The following is a 17,387-nucleotide window of genomic DNA, read 5'->3' on the forward strand; positions in this document are numbered from 1 at the left end:
GAATTTCTTGACGACCATAGAGCGTTGGAACCACCTGATCCCATCCCGAACTCAGCAGTGAAACGATGCATCGCCGATGGTAGTGTGGGGTTTCCCCATGTGAGAGTAGGTCATCGTCAAGATTAAATTCCGAAACCCCTATCTGCGTATGCAGGTAGGGGTTTTGTTTTTGGCGTAGAAAAAAGCACGATCAATCAAGCACAAATTGGCGCAGTTATTTTTGTCCCGGGACACTAGAATAGGTCCAACTTTTTCAGAGTCAGAGCGCTTATGCCGGAGCCGGTTGACGCCCAAGGGCTGTCAGAATTACCACTAGAAAATCTGGTTGCCTGTCATGAGTGCGACTTGCTCATGCGTAAACCAGAACTCGCCCATGGCGAAAAAGCCCTGTGCCCGCGCTGTGGCTACGAGCTTTATGCCAATCGGTACAACGTCGTACAGCGCAGTCTTGCCCTGGTCATCGCCGCCTTGTTGTTGTTTATTCCGGCGAACTTTTTACCCATCATGCAGCTCCATCTACTCGGCCAATCTTCGCAAGACACGGTCTGGAGCGGCGTTGTCGCCCTTTTTGACACGGGCATGCAAAGCGTTTCAGTGATTGTGTTCCTGTGCAGCATGGGGATCCCGCTGCTCAAACTGCTGTGCCAACTGGCCGTATTGTTGAGTATCCGTTTCGATGTCGGACGCAGCTACGGCTTGTTGCTCTATCGCATTTATCACCATATACGCGAATGGGGGATGCTCGAGGTTTACTTCATGGGCGTACTGGTGGCGATCGTAAAACTGGCAGATATGGCAGCCATCACCGTAGGCCTCGGCCTGGCGTGCTTCATTGGTTTGTTGCTGATTCAAGTCTGGCTGGAGGTCGTAATGTCGCCTCACCAGATCTGGCAAGCGTTATCAGGAGAAGATGCGCATGCGGGCGATTGATGCAGGCATTCTGATTTGCAAGGAATGTCATGAATTGAACAGACAGGAAGCTGATACCGATGAGCAAGTCTGTACGCGCTGCGGTGCGCTGGTGCATGCCCGCAGCCCGAATAGCCTGGTGCGCACCTGGGCATTGCTGATTACCGCCGCCATTCTTTACATACCGGCCAACTTGTTGCCGATCATGACCGTGAACTCCCTGGGCAAAGGTGCGCCCAGCACGATCATGGCGGGAGTGATCGAGTTGGTGCACTACGGCATGTTCCCCATAGCGGCCGTGGTGTTTATCGCCAGTATCCTGGTGCCCACCTTCAAGCTGGTGGGCATCGCCCTGCTGCTGTTTTCCGTGCAGCGCCGTCAGCCCCTTTCGGCTCGCCAGCGCATCTGGATGTACCGTTTCATTGAATTCATCGGCCGCTGGTCGATGCTCGATATCTTTGTGATCGCCATCCTCGTGGCGGTCGTGAATTTTGGACGGCTTGCCAGCATCGAAGCCAATCTTGGCGCCATCGCTTTCGCCACGGTGGTGATTCTGACGATGCTTGCCGCGGTAACTTTTGATCCCCGACTGATTTGGGATAACACGGAGTCGGACGACGACCATGACTGATTTGCCTGTAGCGAAAACCCGACCGGCTTCGAACTGGTCTGCCATTTGGGTGTTGCCCCTGATCGCCTTGATCATCGGCGGCTGGCTCGGCTGGCGTGCCTATAGCGAGACCGGTATCCAGATTCAGGTACGATTTGAGAGCGGCGAGGGCATTCAGGCCAACAAGACCGAAGTTGTCTATAAAGGCATGTCGGTCGGCAAGGTCAAAAGCCTCAAGCTCGATGACGAAGGCAGCTCCAAAGGCGTGATCGCCAGCATCGAAATGAACAAGGACGTTGAGCAATACTTGCGAACCAGCACACGTTTCTGGCTGGTCAAGCCGAGCGTGACGCTGGCAGGGATTACCGGTCTTGAGACGCTGGTTTCAGGCAACTATGTCGCCATCAGCCCGGGGGAAGGCGAGCCCGTGCGCAAGTTCAAGGCCCTGGCCGAGGAACCGCCGCTCTCCGATGCCCAGCCCGGTCTGCACTTGACCATCAAGGCCGACCGCCTGGGCTCGCTGAACCGTGGCAGTCCGGTGTTCTACAAACAGATCAAAGTGGGCCAGATCAAAAGCTATGTGTTGTCCGAGGACCAGAGCACCGTCGAGCTCAAGGTCTTCATTGAGCCGACCTACGCCAAGCTGGTGCGCAAACACACGCGTTTCTGGAACGCCAGTGGCATCAGCATCGACGCTAATCTGTCGGGTGTGAAGGTTCGCAGTGAATCCCTGGCCAGCATTGTCGCCGGTGGTATTGCGTTTGCCACCCCGGAAAACCGCAAGGACAGCCCGCCTACCGACCCGAGCCTGCCATTCAGGCTGTATGAAGACTTCGATGCAGCGGCGGCCGGTATCCGGGTCAAGGTCAAACTCAGCGACTTCGAAGGCTTGCAGGCTGGACGTACGCCGGTGATGTACAAAGGCATTCAGGTCGGCAATCTCAAGGCGCTGAAGGTCGATCCAGATCTGTCCGGCGCCACCGCCGAATTGACGATGGATCCGCTGGCCGAGGATTATCTGGTCGAGGGCACACAGTTCTGGGTGGTCAAACCGTCTATTTCCCTGGCGGGTATTACCGGCCTCGAAGCGTTGGTCAAAGGCAACTACATCGCTGTGCGGCCTGGCGACAAGGGTTCGGCACCACAACGGGAGTTTGCGGCACGGGCCAAGGCGCCGCCGCTGGATCTGCGTGCACCCGGCCTGCACCTGGTGTTGTTCACGGAAAATCTCGGTTCGCTGGAAGTCGGCAGCCCGGTTCTCTACAAGCAGGTCAAGGTCGGTTCGGTACAGAGCTATCAGTTCTCGCGCACCAAAAAGCAGTTGATCATCGGTGTGCACATTGAGAAGGAATACGAGGATCTGGTCAACGCCTCGACGCGCTTCTGGAATGCCAGCGGGATCACGCTCACGGGCGGACTGACCGGTGGGGTTCAAGTCAAAAGTGAATCGCTGCAAAGCTTGATGGCCGGTGGTATTGCGTTTGAAACACCGGAAGCCAAGGCGCCGCTACAGAAACGTATTCCGCGTTTCCGCTTGTTCGCCAGCCGTGACGACGCCACGCAAAAGGGCGAGGTGATCACCATCAAGGTCGACCGCGCCGATGGTTTGCGCACGGGTACGCCGATTCGCTTCAAGGGCCTGGATGTCGGCAAGATCGAGGACGTTGACCTGAGTGACGATCTGCAATCGGTGCTGCTGACCGCGCGGATTACCGAAGTGCCGGAGCGCATCGCCCGGGTCGGCAGTCAGTTCTGGGTGGTCAAGCCTGAGCTGGGCCTGATCAAGACGTCCAACCTCGAAACCCTGGTGACCGGGCAATACATCGAGGTGCAACCGGCGCCGAAGAACCTGGGACCGCAGAAGAACTTTGTCGCTTTGGCCGCAGCTCCCGAAACTGCAAAGCAGGAAGCGGGATTGAGTCTGGTGTTGAGCGCGGCCCGTCGTGGTTCGCTCAAGGCCGGCGTGCCAGTGACGTATCGTGAAATCACCGTGGGCAAGGTGACCGGTTATGAGCTGGGCCAGACCGCTGATCGCGTCCTGATCCATATCCTGATCGAGCCGAAGTACGCGCCACTGGTACGCAGCGGTACAAGGTTCTGGAACACCAGCGGTTTCGACTTCGATGTCGGTCTGTTCAAAGGTGCAACGGTGCGCACTGAATCCCTGGAAACGATGATTCAGGGCGGTGTCGCCTTTGCCACGCCGGACGGCGATCGCATGGGCAGCCCGGCGCGACCCGAGCAGACGTTCGCGCTGTTCGACAAGTTCGAAGAGGAATGGCTGGGCTGGGCGCCGAAGATTTCGCTCGGCAAATAGTTTGATGGTGCTTGTGCTGCCGTCTTCGCGAGCAGGCTCGCTCCCACAATGGATTGCGTTTACGCCGATCTAAAGTGGGAGCCTGCTCGCGAAGGGGCCTTCAAACGCACTGAAAGGCTAAAAACAAGTTGATAAAAAAGGCCGCGATCCAATGGACCGCGGCCTTTTTCATTACCTTCGATTCAAGCCTCAGACCGCATCCAGCTCCGGTTCATCCGCTTGTTCGTTGACCGTCGCCTTCACCTGATCGTGACGACGGATGTACTTCCAGTCCGCCTCATCGATGTAGATGCCGGCCGGGCCGCTGCCGCCTTCCAGGTCGATGGCGACACTGGCGCAGACCTGCGGCTTCACGCTGGCCAGGATCGGCACGAAGCCCAGTTGCAGGCTGGTTTCCAGCAAGGCGGCCTGGTTCTTCTCATCGATGTCCGCCGCTTCGTCGAGGTAGTACGGCAGGCGCACACGACCGGCCTGGTCACGGTCCATCAAGTGCAGCAACAAGTACATGTTGGTCAGCGCTTTGATGGTCATGGTGGTGCCGTTGGAAGCGGCGCCGTCGATGTCGGTGTGGATCACCGGTTGGCCGTTGACCTTGGTGATCTCGAACGCCAGTTCGAACAGGTCCTTGAGGCCGAGCTGGTTGTGGTTGGCCGCCACCAGCCGTGCCAGGTATTCCTTGGCCTCTTCGTTTTTGTTGTCCTGCTCGGCGCTTTGGCTGAGGTCGAAGACCGACAGGGTTTCGCCTTCTTCGTACTGACCGGCGCTGTGGATGATCTGGTCGATGTGCTTGAGCGCTTCCTTGTTCGGCGCGAGCACGATGCGGAAGCTTTGCAGGTTGGAGACCTGACGTTTGTTGATCTCTCGGTTGAACAGTGCCAGCTGGTGTTCGAGGCTGTCGTAGTCGCTGCGGATGTTGCGCAAGGTCCGGGCGATGTCGGTCACGGCTGCACGACGGGCCTTGCCCAGCGTCAGGGCTTCATCGGTGCGGTGCGCGTACGCATTGATCAGCAGTGACAGGCGGCGCTCCATATCGTCTTCGCTGTCGAACTTGGCCACGCCCTTGAGGCGCACCTGAGCGTACAGCGCTTCGATCTGACCATCGGCGCGCAGCAGGCCTTGCCAGCTGTCCTGATAGTCATTGAGCAGCGGCAGCAGGTTGTCCATGGAATCGTCGATCGGGTCCATGAACGGCGTGCCGAATGGCAGGTCTGTCGGCAACAACTGACGGCGGCGCAGGGCGTCGTCGAGAGTGCGTTGCTTGGCTTCCATGTCGCCGATCTGGCGGCCGACCAGTTGCAGCTTGGCCGACAGTTGCTGGACGCGCTCGGTGAAGGCATCGCTGGAACGCTTCAATTCGTCCTGAGCGGCTTCCATCTGCGCCAACTGTTCCAGTTTGTCGCCTTCCTCGGCGCTCAGGGTTTGCGCGCGGCGGAAGTCTTCCAGGGCTTTCTGCGCATCCAGCACTTGCTGGTACAGCGCTTCGGTCTGGGTCTTGCTCGCGGCGCGGTCGGCGGCCACGGCCTGCTGGGTCTTCAGTTGCTTGAGTTCTTTGTCCAGGCGTTCCTTCTGGTCGCGCAACGCCGCGCGGTCAGCCAGGGCCTGCAACGCTGGCGGCTCGATGTGGGAGATGTCGATGGACAGGCCCGGCACTTCGAAGCGTTCGCCTTTGAAGCCGTCGAGGATCAGTTCCACGGACTTCACCCAGTCGCCGTTCTCGTCGAGGGTGATACCGTGTTCGCCAAGCGGCAGACTGAACAGGGCGCTGTTGAACAGGCGCATCAGGCGCTCGACGTCCTGCTGCGAGAATTCTTCGCGCAGACGGGCGTAGCTGTTGTTGTCGGCGTGATCGAGTTGCTGCCTGACCGACTTCAGGCGTTTTTCCAGATCGCGCAGACGCTCTTCCAGATCTTCGGCGCTGAACTGACGGGACTGGGCCAATGCACCGGCCAGTTCGTCATGGGCGTCCTTGGCGGCGAGCAGCTGTTGCTCCAGCACCTTGACGTCATCGACCAGGGCAAAGCGATGCTTGAGCACCGACAATTCGCCGAGCCAACGCTGGATGCCGGTGATTTCCCGCTCCAGGCGCATCAGTTCCTGCGTGCCACCACGCTGATCGTTTTGCAGGGCGTCCTGTTCGTTGCGGTAGTGCTCGGCCTGAATGGTCAGCTCTTCCTTGCGCGCACTGGCGTAGTCCGACCAGGTGCCCAGCAGCGAATCGAGCAGGGGCGAGATCCGGTGCAGCTTGCCGCGCAGGATGTCGCGTTGTTTCACACCGTTGGCCAGAGCTTCGACCAGCGGGCCGGCGGCGACCAGCGAGTTGTAGTCTTGCTCCATGCGTCGTACATCGCGGAACGCCTCTTCGCACGCGGCAATGTAATCGACGCTGCCGGACCGCAGGCTGTGCTCGAAGGCATCGAGGAACAGCTGCTTGAGCTTGGCCGCGGTGATTTCGCGCATGTGCAGCAGGTTGATGAACAGGGCGCGGAAGGTCTTCAGGCTCTGCTCGCTGGTGGAACGCAATGGAATCAGCGTCAGGTCCAGCGGGATCGAGGTGTGACCACCGACCAGCAAACGGCGCAATTCGTCCGGCTTGAGTTCGTAGGCTTTCAGGCCTTCGCGCTCAAGGTTGGTGAACAGTTCTTTCTGGCGCAGGCAGGTGTCGTTTTTCTGGTAGTGGGCCAGGTCCAGTTTGCCGGCATAGGCAAAGAACTGATGACCGAAGCCGCCACCCGGGCCGCGGCCGACCACACCGATCACGTGGGGGCCGTGGGGCAGGTTCACTTCCACCAGGATGTAACTGGTGTCCGAGGCGAAGTAGAAGCGCCGGGATTGTTCCAGGCTGTACTTGCCGAAACTCATGTCCGACATGCGCGCCAGGATCGGGAACTGCAAGGCGTTGATCGAGGCGGATTTACCGAGGTTGTTCGCGCCGTATACCGACAGCGGCTCTTCCAGCGGAAACAGGCCGAGGCTGTAGCCGGCGGTGTTCAAAAGGGCAAAGCGGCGGATGCCGTAACGTTCCTTGCTCATGCGTCGAGCTCCTGTTCTTCGGCGATGGCGCGGGCCAGGGCGTCTTCTTCGCTTTCGTCTTCAAATTCTGCGAGGTCGAGCGGATCGTCGGTCTGCAGCAGTTTTTCGTCGCTGTCTTCGTCGATCAGTACCGGCACCGGCAACGGCAGGACGCTGTGCAGGCTGGCGGCCAGGTCGCGGTCCTGTTGCACCGACAGGCACACATCAAGGAAGCGGTGCATTGGCGGCAGGAAGCGGTAGACACCGTTTTCTTCGCTGGCGAAACCGAGTTGCGTCATGCGGCGCATGATCTTTTCTTCCAACTCGTCCTGGGTCTGCACTTCGGCCTGGATGAACAGGTCGCGGTACTTTTCCAGCAACGACGGCAGCTCATCGCGGCCGAGGCTGCCGCCATCGAGCACGGAGATCGGGTCGCGGCCCTGGTCGGCCAGGTGCTCGACGAGGATGAAGGTGAACAGCGCCAGACGCTGGGCGGTCTTGTTCACCGCCGCCGCCGCGAGGTCTGGTACGAAGTAGTAGAAACCGCGGGTATCGCAGACCAGTTCAAAGCCCAGGGCCTTGAACAGCGTGCGGTATTGGTCCTGAAAGTTCGACAACTGTGCGTACAGCTCCGGATCGCGGCGGCTGACGTGATAACCCTTGAACAGCTCGCGAAAGATCGGTGCCAGATGGGACAGTTCGGATAGATCAAGATGCATAAGGAGTGCTCGCAGAATCCTCGGCGGCGGTGTTACTGACCGAGAGCAGGGCGAAGGAGCGCAGGCTGACCTGGTGCTCGTGAGTATGGTATTGGCGACGTTCCAGACGCTCGCGCTTGAAGCGTTTCTCCCGCGACAGGCGCGAGAACCAGTACAGCAATTCGTCGGTGGCGCCGTCCGGCTCCTGCTCCAGCAGCCAGGTCATCAGGTCCGGCATCGGCAGGGCGTCTTCGCAGCGTTCGAGCATTTCCCGAACGGTGCGTGGCGCTCGTGGCGCTTCGCCTTTCTGGGTCTTGTGCGCCTTGGGGAAGCGTGCAGGTTTGGGCTCGAAGCGGGCCAAGGCGTAGACGTAGGCTTCGACCTGGCTGGCGCTGCCGAGGAAGGTACTCTGCGGACGGGTGAACATCGGCATCGCCGCCTGTGGCACGGCGTCGATGCCCTTGCGGCGGATCATCGACAAGGCCAATGCGGCGCCACGGGTCACGGCGTTGTGCCGGCGAGCTTCTTCACGCAGCGGCAGCAGCAGCTCGCGGGCGTGACGCAGGGTCAGTTGGGCGCTGGTCTGCATTTCGAGGATGCGCGCGTGGGTGCGCAGCAGCATGTCGTCGTCGACCAGGTGGCCGAGACGCTGCTGTTCGCTGAGCATCTTCAGCAGTACGGTTTCGACCTTGCGCACGCCTTGTTCGAAGGCGCCGTCGGCGTTCACCAGATCAATCATCGGCTCGACGTATTCGTCCCAGGTCGCCAGCACTTCAGCGTAACGCTGGCGCAACGGAATCTGCCGGTCGCTGGTTTTCGCCCGTTCGGCGACGGCCACCAGGGCCTGTTCGTCGTTATCGAGTTTTTTCAGCACGTCACGCACGCGCATGTCGAGCAGGCGCAACTGGCGGGCCAGGTCATTGCCGTCGCGAATATCGAACGCGTCCTGGATATAACCGGCCAGGCGCTCGAGGTGACGCAGGTAGGCTTCGATTTCCAGGCACAGGCCCAGGCGGTGTTCACGACGCAGGTAGGCGAGGAAGTCGTGAATCTGCGCGTTGAGCTCGAAACGGTTCGGGCTTTTGGCCACGGGAACCAGGATATCGAGGCGAATCCACACATCCAGCAGGCTGGTGATGTCCTGCGGCGTACTGTCGAGTTGCTGGGCGGCCAGTTGCGTGCGCAGTTCGTTCAGGCTCAGTGTGCCTTGGTCGAAGTGCTCGCACAGTGGCTCCAGAAGTGCCCAGTGTTCAGCGAGGGCGCGCAAGACGCGCTTGGGTTCGATCATCGGAATGGCCGGCTGGTTGGCGATTAAAAGCCGCGATTGTACTGCATCGGGGGCAATGCGATTCAATCCCGGGACGGACTGTCGCCTTCTTTTCGGTAAAGTGCATCGATCAACTGCGGGCGATCTTGAGCGAACGGCGGTAGAATCAGCGCACTTTAGTTATCCACAAGTGGCCGACCTTTGCTTATCGAGTCCCGTCGTCGCGCTTATCTGGCCGCCATGCAGGTGGTCAACTGGCTGCCGCGCACCGAATTGCCCTTTGCCGCGCCGTCGCGGCCCGAGCTGCTGGAGATCCCCGAGCCGGTGGTAGTCGCGCCTGTCGTGCCCGCTGTTGTGGCTCAGGCGCCCGTGGCGCCTGTGGTCAAGCCGGCCGAGCGGGCGAAGATCGAAGTACCGCGACCATCGTTGGCGAGCACGCGCACCGGGGCCAAACCGGTGGAAGAGGCCGAAGAGGCTCCGGTCGTGGTCAAGGCGCCGGTCGTGCCGCCGCCGCGTTTCGCCCTGCAATTGCTGCGGGCCGGGCGTTGCCTGCTGCTGGTGGAGTTACCCACAGGCGAATCCTTCCAGACTCGCGATCCGGCCTACCTGCTGCTCAAGGACATGCTGCGCGCCGCCGGTCTGCCGGACAGCCCGCAGATCGTCGGTGAGCCGGTGCGTTGGCCGCTGTTGGTGCGTGGCACGATGGATCAGGGCCCGGAAGCGGCCCGCGACTTCGTGCAAGGTTTTCTCTCGGTGCGCATGGAAGAAACGCCCTGCGCCTGCTTGTGGCTGATCGGCCTGCCTGCGGTGCGATTTGCCGGCGAGGCGGATGCCGAGGCGTTCAATCGCGAGTTGCAGATCGAAGGCCTGGGCTCGGCCTGGGCAGTGCCGGGCCTGGAATTATTAATGGAAGAGCCACAGCGTAAGGCTGATCTCTGGCAAGCCATGCGTCGGCTGATGGCGCGCTGGAAAGAATCGAATGAGTGACGCTGTATCGTTTCGCCCGATGACCGAGGCGGACCTGGAAACCGTACTGAAAATCGAATACGCGGCCTACAGCCACCCCTGGACCCGCGGGATTTTCCTCGATGGCCTGGGCAAGTATCAGATCTGGCTGATGTTCGAAGGTCAGCAGCAGGTCGGCCACGGTGTGGTGCAGATCATCCTCGACGAGGCGCACCTGCTGAACATCACGGTCAAGCCGGAAAACCAGGGCCGCGGCCTGGGGCTGACCTTGCTTGAGCATTTGATGTCGATCGCTTACAAGGCCGACGCCCGGGAGTGCTTCCTGGAAGTGCGCGACAGCAATACCGCGGCGTTCAAGCTGTATGAGCGTTACGGTTTCAACGAGATCGGACGGCGTCGGGATTACTACCCGGCGGTGGGCGGGCGCGAAGATGCGGTGGTCATGGCCTGTACTTTGGTGGATTGAACCTCAAAAGCTTCGCGAGCAGGCTCGCTCCCACAGCGATTTGTGTCGTACATAAAACCTGTGGGAGCGAGCCTGCTCCGGGCGGCGATCCGACGATGGCGATCTTTCAGACACTGAAAATCAACGCTTTTTGTCGAGAGGATCGCGCCGCGCCAGTTCAGCCTCATCCAGACCATCGCCTCCGCCAATATCGTCCTCATCGACGATGCTCAGGTCCCAATCGGCGCGGCTATCATTGCCCGCTTCATGGGCATCCCGGGCGCCGTCTTCACGGATCAGGGTTTCCGGGCTCAGGTCGTCGTCGGTCGGTTGATGGTCACCGGTCAGGCCCGCTTCACGTCCGCGCCGACGAGGCATCAGTTGCTCGCGCTCCCTTTCCGGCAGTTCGTCACCGATTCTGGCGCCGGGCACTTCTTCATCGAAGTCCAGCTCGCGCACCGAGCCCATGCGGTCTTCGTTGTCATCGACGGGTTCCGGTTGCGCCGCATCGTACGGACGTCGTGAATCATTCATGGTAATTCCTCATACTGTAGGCCTTACTACGGTTGACCTACTTGGCTACCGAGAATTCCACCGGCATGGAGCCCCGTGTTCCGGATCAGGAGAGCATCTGCATTTCGCGCGTGACCCCGACAGACGGTTGTCAGTCAAAGATGCGCATCATTCTTGAGGCTTCAAAGCATGAACGAATTACAAGATCTGATTGATAACAACGAGCGTTGGGCCGCTGCGATCAAGGAGGAAGATCCTGACTTCTTCGCCAAGCTGGCTCGCCAACAGACCCCTGAGTTCCTGTGGATCGGTTGTTCCGACGCCCGTGTACCGGCCAACGAGATCGTCGGCATGCTGCCGGGCGATCTGTTCGTACACCGTAATGTGGCCAATGTCGTGCTGCACACCGACCTCAACTGCCTGTCGGTGATTCAGTACGCCGTCGATGTACTCAAGGTCAAACACATTCTGGTCACCGGCCACTATGGCTGTGGCGGTGTGCGGGCTTCGATGCAGGATCGCCAGTTCGGCCTGATCGACGGATGGCTGCGTTCGATTCGCGATCTCTATTATGAAAAACGCGAAGAACTGGCCAAATACGCCACCGAAGAAGAGCGCGTCGACCGCCTCTGCGAACTCAACGTGATCCAGCAGGTAGCCAACGTCGGGCACACCAGCATTGTGCAAAACGCCTGGCACCGTGGGCAGAGCCTGTCGATCCACGGCTGCATCTACGGCATCAAGGATGGTCGCTGGAAGAGCCTGAACGCGACCATCAGCGGTTTCGAGCAACTGCCGCCGCAGTACCGCCTGCGTCCGTTCGAACCTCTGTGAAACCCTTCAATACCGACTTCGCCGACGCCACTGTTGCAAAAACAGCTGGCCGTCGGCGTTCGGCTCCTCATCGTAGCCGGTGATCCAGCCTCGGCACTCGTATGAGCCGCACTGGCAGGCGAACTGGCGTTGCAGTTTGTCTTCGCTGGCGGCGAAGTCCATGGTCAGCCAGTCACCCTGGCCGATGTCCTTCAGCGTCCATAACCACAACTCGCTCAAGTCGAGAAAGACATTGGGGTCGCAGGAGTGTCGCAACAGTCCGCAGAAGCGCGGGTCGTAGACGTGCACACCCGGGGCGAGTTGACGGGTATGCCGGCAGCGATAGGGCAGCAAGTGCCCCGACGCCCGGCAAAGACGGGTGATTCGCGGGAACTCGCGCCGTGCGGCAACAGCCGTGGCTTCGCCCTTGGCGTTTTCAATGATCTCGAAGTCGGCCAGGGACGGAAATCCCAGGTGAACGGGCAGCTCCGAAAAGGGGTAAACACCTTGCGGCGGTTGCGGGCGTTTTCGTTGAGGGGCGTGAGCTTTCATAACGATCCCTGTCTGCTGAGTGCTGCGACTTCCTTGTGCCGACGTTCCTGTCAGCACAGCGGCACATGAGTTCAGCTCAAGCCTCTCGCAGATACTACGGGCGGTCTACTGTCATAAGTGACAGATTTGACCGCCGTTCATCGGATTACAACGGCGGAGCAGGTTTTGCCGTGGTTGGCGCCGGGGCCTTGAGTTGTTTGAGCTGGGACACGATCGAAGCTGTCGCGCATTTACCCACAGCCTGTTGGGGCGACAGGTTACGGATCGAGGTGTAGAACAGTTCGCAGGTTTTTTCTTTCTGGGCCACTTGCCAGGTTTGTCTGCAGGTATTGAGCTCAACGTCCGGATTGCTGTCCGGTTGGCGGCCCATGGCGGCCTGCCAGCACGCAGCACTCAAGTCCTGGCCCATGACTTTCAGGCCTGCGGCATCGGCCTTGGCCTGGGCGTCACTGCCGGTATAGCTTGCCGGATCGGCGGCATACCAAATGTAGCTCGGGTGGTTGGAGCCCAACACGGGGACTTTCACGCCGTTGTCCGGGGTGATCAGGGCCAGACTCAACACGTTCACCGTCTGCCCGTATTGCTCTTTGATCCAGTTACGTACCGGCGCGCCGAAGGCGACCATCGGCAGCGCTGCGCCGCTGGCGCTCAGGCTGACTTCCTTGACCATGGTGGTCTGGTAATCCTTGAAGTAGTCGTAGACGCCTTCGAGGTCCTTGCCCGCGTTGGACGGCGCGGCAATCGGGGCGATGTCGATGATCGTCTGGTAGCCCGGCGTCTGCCCGGCCGGGATGCCGTTGACAGTCAGCAGCGTGGCCCAGCGATCCGTGGTGGCGGACCTCAGGTAATCCTGGGCCTGGGTCAGCGAATAGTCTGGCGGGAAGTGCAGCAGTTCGACGCTTTTGCGGTTTTCCAGGGCCATACCCAACGGCAGGAACAGATACCAACTGTACGCCCACTTGCCATCGGCATTCAGTTTGCTGGCGCCGTTATAGGCCAGGTCACCGGCGTCGAGCAGCGCGGCCAGGGGCTTTTCATAACCGGCGGGTACGCCGCTGATTTCGGCATAAAGCTGATTGTTATCGGTCTTGATCAGAACCTTCGCCTCGGTGTAGCCATCACGCTGCACGCTTTGGGTCAGGTAATGCTCGACGGTTTGCTCGAGCGTCCAGTTGCGAAAGCAGATCACGTTGCAGTTGTTGGGGTAGGCGAAGAGGCGGGTAACACGTTCGGTAGTGCCCAGCTTCAAATTGACATCGGCGTGGACGGTAGTGCTCAGGGTGAGGGCTGCGAGGGTGAGTGCCGCGAGTTTGAACATGCTCAGATCCTTTTCAGCGTATAAGACCAGCGGATATTGAAACAGACAGGGCGAAACAAAAAGGGCCGATATCAATACCGGCCCTTTTTTTGGTTACGGCATTACCGGCGGTAAATACGCCAGCGTCGTCCCCAGTGCCCACAACAACACTAGCACCAGTGGCGTGTGCACCAGCAACTGCACGAACGAGAAGCCGATCAGGTCCCGCGCCTTCAAGCCCAGTACGCCCAGCAACGGCAGCATGTAGAACGGGTTGATCAGGTTCGGCAAGGCTTCGGCGGCGTTGTAGATCTGTACCGCCCAGCCCAGGTGATAGTTCAGGTCATTGGCCACCTGCATCACGTACGGCGCTTCGATGATCCACTTGCCGCCGCCGGACGGAATGAAGAAGCCGAGGATCGCCGAGTACACGCCCATCAGCAGGGCATAGGTGTCGTGGGAGGCAATGCTGACGAAAAAGGTCGAGATGTGGTGCGCCAGGGTCTGCGCATCGGCGCCCTTGACCGTGGTCATCAGAGCGGCGATCGAGCCGTACAGCGGGAACTGGATCAACACGCCGGTGGTGGTCGGCACCGCGCGGGACACGGCGTCCAGAAAGCTGCGCGGACGCCAGTGCAGCAGCGCGCCGAGCATGATGAACAGGAAGTTGTAGGTGTTCAGCCCGGAAATCGCGCTGATGGCCGGCTTGGTCGAGAACTCGTGGAACAGCCAGCCACCAGCCAGCAGCACCAGCAGGATCATCAGCAGCGGGCTGTATTCCAGCCATTCGCCGGGACGGGTGCGCGGTTGCAGCGGCGGCAGGTTGAAACTCGGATCGACGCCGCAGGCCTTGGCATCACGCGCCGAGTTCGGACCAGGGGCCGTGGCGTAGGCAATGATCAGCGAGATGACGATCAAGGCCAGCAACATCACGCCGGACTGCCAGAGAAAGATCGTCTGAGTGAATGGAATCACCCCGGTGATCGACAGAATCGACGGCGGCAGGCTCGCCGGATTGGCCTGCAATTGTGCTGCCGACGACGACAGGCCCAAGGCCCACACCGCGCCAAGCCCCAGATAGGCGGCGGCACCGGCGGCGCGATAGTCCATTTTCAGATCGGTGCGGCGGGCGAGGGCGCGCACCAGCAAACCACCGAACACCAGGGACAGGCCCCAGTTCAGCAACGAGGCGACCATCGAGATCAGTGCGACCCAGGCCACCGCGGAGCGGCCGTTCTTCGGCAGTTTGGCCAGACGGTCAATCAACTTCACCGCCGGCGGCGAACTGGCGACCACATAACCGCCGATCACCACGAAGGCCATCTGCATGGTGAAGGGGATCAGGCTCCAGAAACCATCGCCGAACGCCATCGCGGCATCGGTGGGCTTGGCACCCATCGCCATGGTGGCCAACGCCACGACAATCACCGCCAGGGCAGCAAACACCCAGGAGTCGGGGAACCAACGTTCGGCAAAACTTGAGCAGCGCAGGGCAAAGCGGGCGGAGCGGCTATCTTCGATATCAACGGCCACGGGGGGTACCTCGGATTTTTATGTTTGTTTTGGTCTTCGGGGCAGTAACCGCCCGTCTGGACAGACGCCAACATTAATTCAAACCGAGGTTTTTTGCGGGGCTGTTTCGTGGCCATGGGACTTTGGTCTAACGGGTTGTCCGCCGATGCGTTTGCGTAGACCATGGGCGCCTTGGTTTTTGCCTGTGCCAGAGTTCTTCTCATGACTGCCAACACCGATTCGCGCCCGGCGCCGTTCAGCCGCTCGGACTACAAGACCCTTGGGCTCGCCGCGCTCGGCGGGGCGCTGGAAATCTACGACTTCATCATTTTCGTGTTTTTCGCCCTGACCCTCAGCCAGCTGTTCTTCCCGCCGGAAATGCCCGAGTGGCTGCGCCTGCTGCAAAGCTTCGGAATTTTCGCCACCGGTTACCTGGCGCGACCGCTGGGCGGCATCCTGATGGCGCACTTCGCCGACCGTCTGGGGCGCAAGAAGGTCTTCAGCCTGAGCATCCTGATGATGGCATTGCCCTGCCTGCTGATCGGGATCATGCCGACCTACGCGCAAATCGGCTATTTCGCACCCTTGTTGCTGTTGGCACTGCGCATCCTCCAGGGCGCGGCGGTGGGCGGTGAGGTGCCCAGTGCCTGGGTATTCGTCGCCGAGCACGCACCCATCGCCCATCGCGGCTATGCCCTGGGTTTCTTGCAGGCGGGGCTGACCTTCGGTTATTTGATCGGCGCATTGACCGCGACCTTTCTGGCGCAGGCGTTCAGTCCAACGGAAATCCTCGATTACGCCTGGCGTTACCCCTTCCTGCTGGGCGGTGTGTTTGGGGTGATTGGCGTCTGGCTGCGTCGTTGGCTCAGCGAAACCCCGGTGTTCATGGCCATGCAGGCGCAACGCGAGGCGGCCGGCGAACTGCCGCTGCGCACGGTCTTGCGCGAGCATCGCCTGGCCATTTTGCCGGCGATGATTCTCACCTGCGTGCTGACTTCGGCCGTGGTGGTGTTCGTGGTCATCACCCCGACCATGATGCAGAAAACCTTTGGCATGACCGCCAGCTATACCTTCGCCTTGAGTGCACTGGGCATCGTGTTCCTGAACATCGGCTGCGTGCTCGCCGGGCTGCTGGTCGACCGCATCGGCGCCTGGCGCACGGTGATGCTCTATAGCCTGCTGCTGCCGCTGGGCATCGGCGTGCTGTATGCCTGCCTGATCATGGGCGGCGACTGGATCGGCCTGGCCTACGCCGTGGCAGGGCTGTCCTGTGGGGTGGTCGGCGCGGTGCCATCGGTCATGGTCGGCCTGTTCCCGGCGCGGATTCGCGTCTCGGGCATCTCGTTCACCTACAACATTGCCTACGCCGTATGGGCGAGTGTCACACCGCTGCTGTTGATCGGTCTGATGCCGTGGAGTCCATGGATCTGCGTGATGTTCAGTGCGGTGATGGGGGCGGTGGGCGTGGGCAGCGCGGCTTATTTCGGTGCGCGGATGCCGAGAATCGCAGGCTGTTCCACTGCTGGCGCGCATTGATTGTGCGCATCACAACTATTTTTGTAGGACAAACCTGAAACACGCTTAAGTAAATGTTTCCAAGGCCGATGGTTAGGCTGCATATCGCTTTCTACCCCTGTCCGTCGGTGCTTTCCCATGTTCAATAAACGCTTGAAGCAGGAGCTGTCAGCTCTTCGTGAAGAACTCTCCAGCCTCCAGCAAGTGAAGGAAAGCCTGGAAAGCGAGATGCTGGTGCTCACCCTCGATATGGACGGGCGGGTGCAATCGGTCAACCAGAACTTCCTTGGCGAAATGCACTACAAGAGCAACGAGCTGATTGGCCGGCATATCGAAGAGATCGTCCCGGATCACGTCAAACACGACGAATTCCAGCAACGTTTCAAAAACGCGCTGATTCGTGGTGAGCACTTCGCCGGCGCTGTGCGCCTGTTGCGCGGCACGGGCCAGGAAGCCTGGTTGCGCTCGATCGTCCAACCCGTGCGCTCGACAGACGGCAAGATCAGGCATTTCTCGATTATCTCCAGTGATCTGACTCGCACCATCGAGGCCTCCCGCGAACACGAGAACCTTATCGGTGCGCTGGTGCGCTCCACGGCGGTGATCGAATTCGACCTCAATGGCAACGTGCTGACCGCCAACGACCGCTTCCTCGGTGGCATGGGTTACAGCCTGGCGCAGATCAAGGGCAAGCATCACCGCACCTTCTGCCTGCCGGAGGAGTACAACAGCGCCGAGTATCAGAACTTCTGGCGTCGTCTGAACGCGGGCGAGTACGTGGCCGACCGTTTCAAACGTGTCGACAGCCATGGTCGTACGGTCTGGCTGGAGGCGTCCTACAACCCGGTGGCCGATGCCAACAACAAGCTGTACAAGGTGGTGAAGTTCGCCACGGTGATTACCGATCAAGTCAATCAGGAACAAGCCGTCGCCGAGGCCGCCAACATTGCCTACAGCACCTCGC

14 protein-coding genes, 1 rRNA gene and 1 pseudogene are annotated in these 17,387 nt (G+C 60.2%); 9 read left to right on the plus strand and 7 right to left on the minus strand.

The genetic code is table 11. The features are described 5' to 3' along the window. Positions 1-6 precede the first annotated feature (6 nt). The 4 genes from rrf (at position 7) to BSF44_RS21750 (ending at position 3,836) form a co-directional block, all read left to right on the plus strand. A 5S ribosomal RNA gene (gene rrf, locus BSF44_RS21735) occupies positions 7-122 on the plus strand. A 148-nt stretch (positions 123-270) separates the two neighbouring features. After that, on the plus strand, positions 271-930 hold the full coding sequence (locus tag BSF44_RS21740) for a paraquat-inducible protein A (RefSeq protein ID WP_095945249.1): 660 nt from the start codon (positions 271-273) through the stop codon (positions 928-930). After that, on the plus strand, positions 917-1,540 hold the full coding sequence (locus BSF44_RS21745; RefSeq protein ID WP_095945250.1) for a paraquat-inducible protein A: 624 nt from the start codon (positions 917-919) through the stop codon (positions 1,538-1,540). The genes BSF44_RS21740 and BSF44_RS21745 overlap by 14 nt, the downstream gene beginning before the upstream one ends. Further along, on the plus strand, positions 1,533-3,836 hold the full coding sequence (locus tag BSF44_RS21750) for an intermembrane transport protein PqiB (protein WP_095945251.1): 2,304 nt from the start codon (positions 1,533-1,535) through the stop codon (positions 3,834-3,836). Before BSF44_RS21745 ends, BSF44_RS21750 begins: the two co-directional genes overlap by 8 nt. 189 nt (positions 3,837-4,025) lie before the next feature. On the opposite strand, the gene mksF is transcribed toward BSF44_RS21750, so the two are convergent. Genes mksF through mksB form a run of 3 tightly spaced genes read right to left on the minus strand, consistent with a single transcriptional unit; the run spans position 4,026 to position 8,831 of the window. Continuing rightward, on the minus strand, positions 4,026-6,866 hold the full coding sequence (gene mksF / locus BSF44_RS21755; protein WP_095945252.1) for an Mks condensin complex protein MksF: 2,841 nt from the start codon (positions 6,864-6,866) through the stop codon (positions 4,026-4,028). Beyond that, entirely contained in the window at positions 6,863-7,564 is a 702-nt protein-coding gene (mksE, locus tag BSF44_RS21760) for an Mks condensin complex protein MksE (protein ID WP_095945253.1), read from the minus strand. Before mksE ends, mksF begins: the two co-directional genes overlap by 4 nt. Continuing rightward, positions 7,554-8,831 carry an Mks condensin complex protein MksB gene (mksB, locus tag BSF44_RS21765; RefSeq protein ID WP_172435383.1) on the minus strand — a complete coding sequence of 426 codons (1,278 nt, stop codon included), beginning with the start codon at positions 8,829-8,831 and terminating at the stop codon, positions 7,554-7,556. Before mksB ends, mksE begins: the two co-directional genes overlap by 11 nt. Before the next feature lie 219 nt (positions 8,832-9,050). Between mksB and BSF44_RS21770 the strand changes: the two genes are divergently transcribed. Beyond that, the gene (locus BSF44_RS21770) at positions 9,051-9,797 is read left to right on the plus strand and encodes an energy transducer TonB (protein WP_095945255.1); all 747 of its coding nucleotides are present in this window, start codon (positions 9,051-9,053) and stop codon (positions 9,795-9,797) included. After that, entirely contained in the window at positions 9,790-10,242 is a 453-nt protein-coding gene (gene rimI / locus BSF44_RS21775; RefSeq protein WP_007978046.1) for a ribosomal protein S18-alanine N-acetyltransferase, read from the plus strand. Before BSF44_RS21770 ends, rimI begins: the two co-directional genes overlap by 8 nt. Before the next feature lie 120 nt (positions 10,243-10,362). Here the strand turns inward: rimI and BSF44_RS21780 are convergent, their stop codons facing one another. Beyond that, positions 10,363-10,755, minus strand: a complete 393-nt coding sequence (locus tag BSF44_RS21780) for a serine kinase/phosphatase (RefSeq protein ID WP_095945256.1) — start codon at positions 10,753-10,755, stop codon at positions 10,363-10,365. Between the two features lie 168 nt (positions 10,756-10,923). Here BSF44_RS21780 and can point away from each other — a divergent pair, with 168 nt between their 5' ends. Then, on the plus strand, positions 10,924-11,568 hold the full coding sequence (can, locus tag BSF44_RS21785) for a carbonate dehydratase (RefSeq protein WP_008046121.1): 645 nt from the start codon (positions 10,924-10,926) through the stop codon (positions 11,566-11,568). Positions 11,569-11,574: 6 nt separating this feature from the next. Here the strand turns inward: can and BSF44_RS21790 are convergent, their stop codons facing one another. The 3 genes from BSF44_RS21790 to BSF44_RS21800 all read right to left on the minus strand — a co-directional run bounded on the left by BSF44_RS21790 (position 11,575) and on the right by BSF44_RS21800 (position 14,929). After that, a complete protein-coding gene (locus tag BSF44_RS21790; RefSeq protein WP_095945257.1) occupies positions 11,575-12,099 on the minus strand; it encodes a lysine methyltransferase in 525 nt (174 codons plus the stop codon). Positions 12,100-12,244: 145 nt separating this feature from the next. Then, positions 12,245-13,417 carry a hypothetical protein gene (locus BSF44_RS21795; RefSeq protein WP_095945258.1) on the minus strand — a complete coding sequence of 391 codons (1,173 nt, stop codon included), beginning with the start codon at positions 13,415-13,417 and terminating at the stop codon, positions 12,245-12,247. 93 nt (positions 13,418-13,510) lie between these two features. Continuing rightward, a complete protein-coding gene (locus BSF44_RS21800) occupies positions 13,511-14,929 on the minus strand; it encodes a short-chain fatty acid transporter (RefSeq protein WP_095945259.1) in 1,419 nt (472 codons plus the stop codon). 201 nt (positions 14,930-15,130) lie between these two features. Between BSF44_RS21800 and BSF44_RS21805 the strand changes: the two genes are divergently transcribed. Both BSF44_RS21805 and BSF44_RS31170 read left to right on the plus strand, forming a co-directional pair. Further along, positions 15,131-16,444 carry an MFS transporter gene (locus tag BSF44_RS21805; protein ID WP_095945260.1) on the plus strand — a complete coding sequence of 438 codons (1,314 nt, stop codon included), beginning with the start codon at positions 15,131-15,133 and terminating at the stop codon, positions 16,442-16,444. 228 nt (positions 16,445-16,672) lie between these two features. Next, positions 16,673-17,290 (plus strand): annotated as a pseudogene (locus BSF44_RS31170) (PAS domain-containing protein); the annotation flags it as partial. Positions 17,291-17,387: the final 97 nt, after the last annotated feature.

Source organism: Pseudomonas sp. ACN8 (assembly GCF_002303925.1).
Classification (GTDB): Bacteria; Pseudomonadota; Gammaproteobacteria; order Pseudomonadales; family Pseudomonadaceae; genus Aquipseudomonas.

What these genes read in the sequence shown, in the direction of transcription:
- BSF44_RS21750 (WP_095945251.1), top strand. Translation starts at nt 1,533, where the DNA reads ATGACTGATTTGCCTGTAGCGAAAACCCGACCGGCTTCGAACTGGTCT.
- BSF44_RS21805 (WP_095945260.1), top strand. Translation starts at nt 15,131, where the DNA reads ATGACTGCCAACACCGATTCGCGCCCGGCGCCGTTCAGCCGCTCGGAC.
- can (WP_008046121.1), top strand. Translation starts at nt 10,924, where the DNA reads ATGAACGAATTACAAGATCTGATTGATAACAACGAGCGTTGGGCCGCT.
- mksF (WP_095945252.1), bottom strand. Translation starts at nt 6,866, where the DNA reads ATGAGCAAGGAACGTTACGGCATCCGCCGCTTTGCCCTTTTGAACACC.
- BSF44_RS21745 (WP_095945250.1), top strand. Translation starts at nt 917, where the DNA reads ATGCGGGCGATTGATGCAGGCATTCTGATTTGCAAGGAATGTCATGAA.
- rimI (WP_007978046.1), top strand. Translation starts at nt 9,790, where the DNA reads ATGAGTGACGCTGTATCGTTTCGCCCGATGACCGAGGCGGACCTGGAA.
- BSF44_RS21740 (WP_095945249.1), top strand. Translation starts at nt 271, where the DNA reads ATGCCGGAGCCGGTTGACGCCCAAGGGCTGTCAGAATTACCACTAGAA.
- BSF44_RS21795 (WP_095945258.1), bottom strand. Translation starts at nt 13,417, where the DNA reads ATGTTCAAACTCGCGGCACTCACCCTCGCAGCCCTCACCCTGAGCACT.
- mksB (WP_172435383.1), bottom strand. Translation starts at nt 8,831, where the DNA reads ATGATCGAACCCAAGCGCGTCTTGCGCGCCCTCGCTGAACACTGGGCA.
- BSF44_RS21790 (WP_095945257.1), bottom strand. Translation starts at nt 12,099, where the DNA reads ATGAAAGCTCACGCCCCTCAACGAAAACGCCCGCAACCGCCGCAAGGT.
- BSF44_RS21770 (WP_095945255.1), top strand. Translation starts at nt 9,051, where the DNA reads ATGCAGGTGGTCAACTGGCTGCCGCGCACCGAATTGCCCTTTGCCGCG.
- mksE (WP_095945253.1), bottom strand. Translation starts at nt 7,564, where the DNA reads ATGCATCTTGATCTATCCGAACTGTCCCATCTGGCACCGATCTTTCGC.
- BSF44_RS21780 (WP_095945256.1), bottom strand. Translation starts at nt 10,755, where the DNA reads ATGAATGATTCACGACGTCCGTACGATGCGGCGCAACCGGAACCCGTC.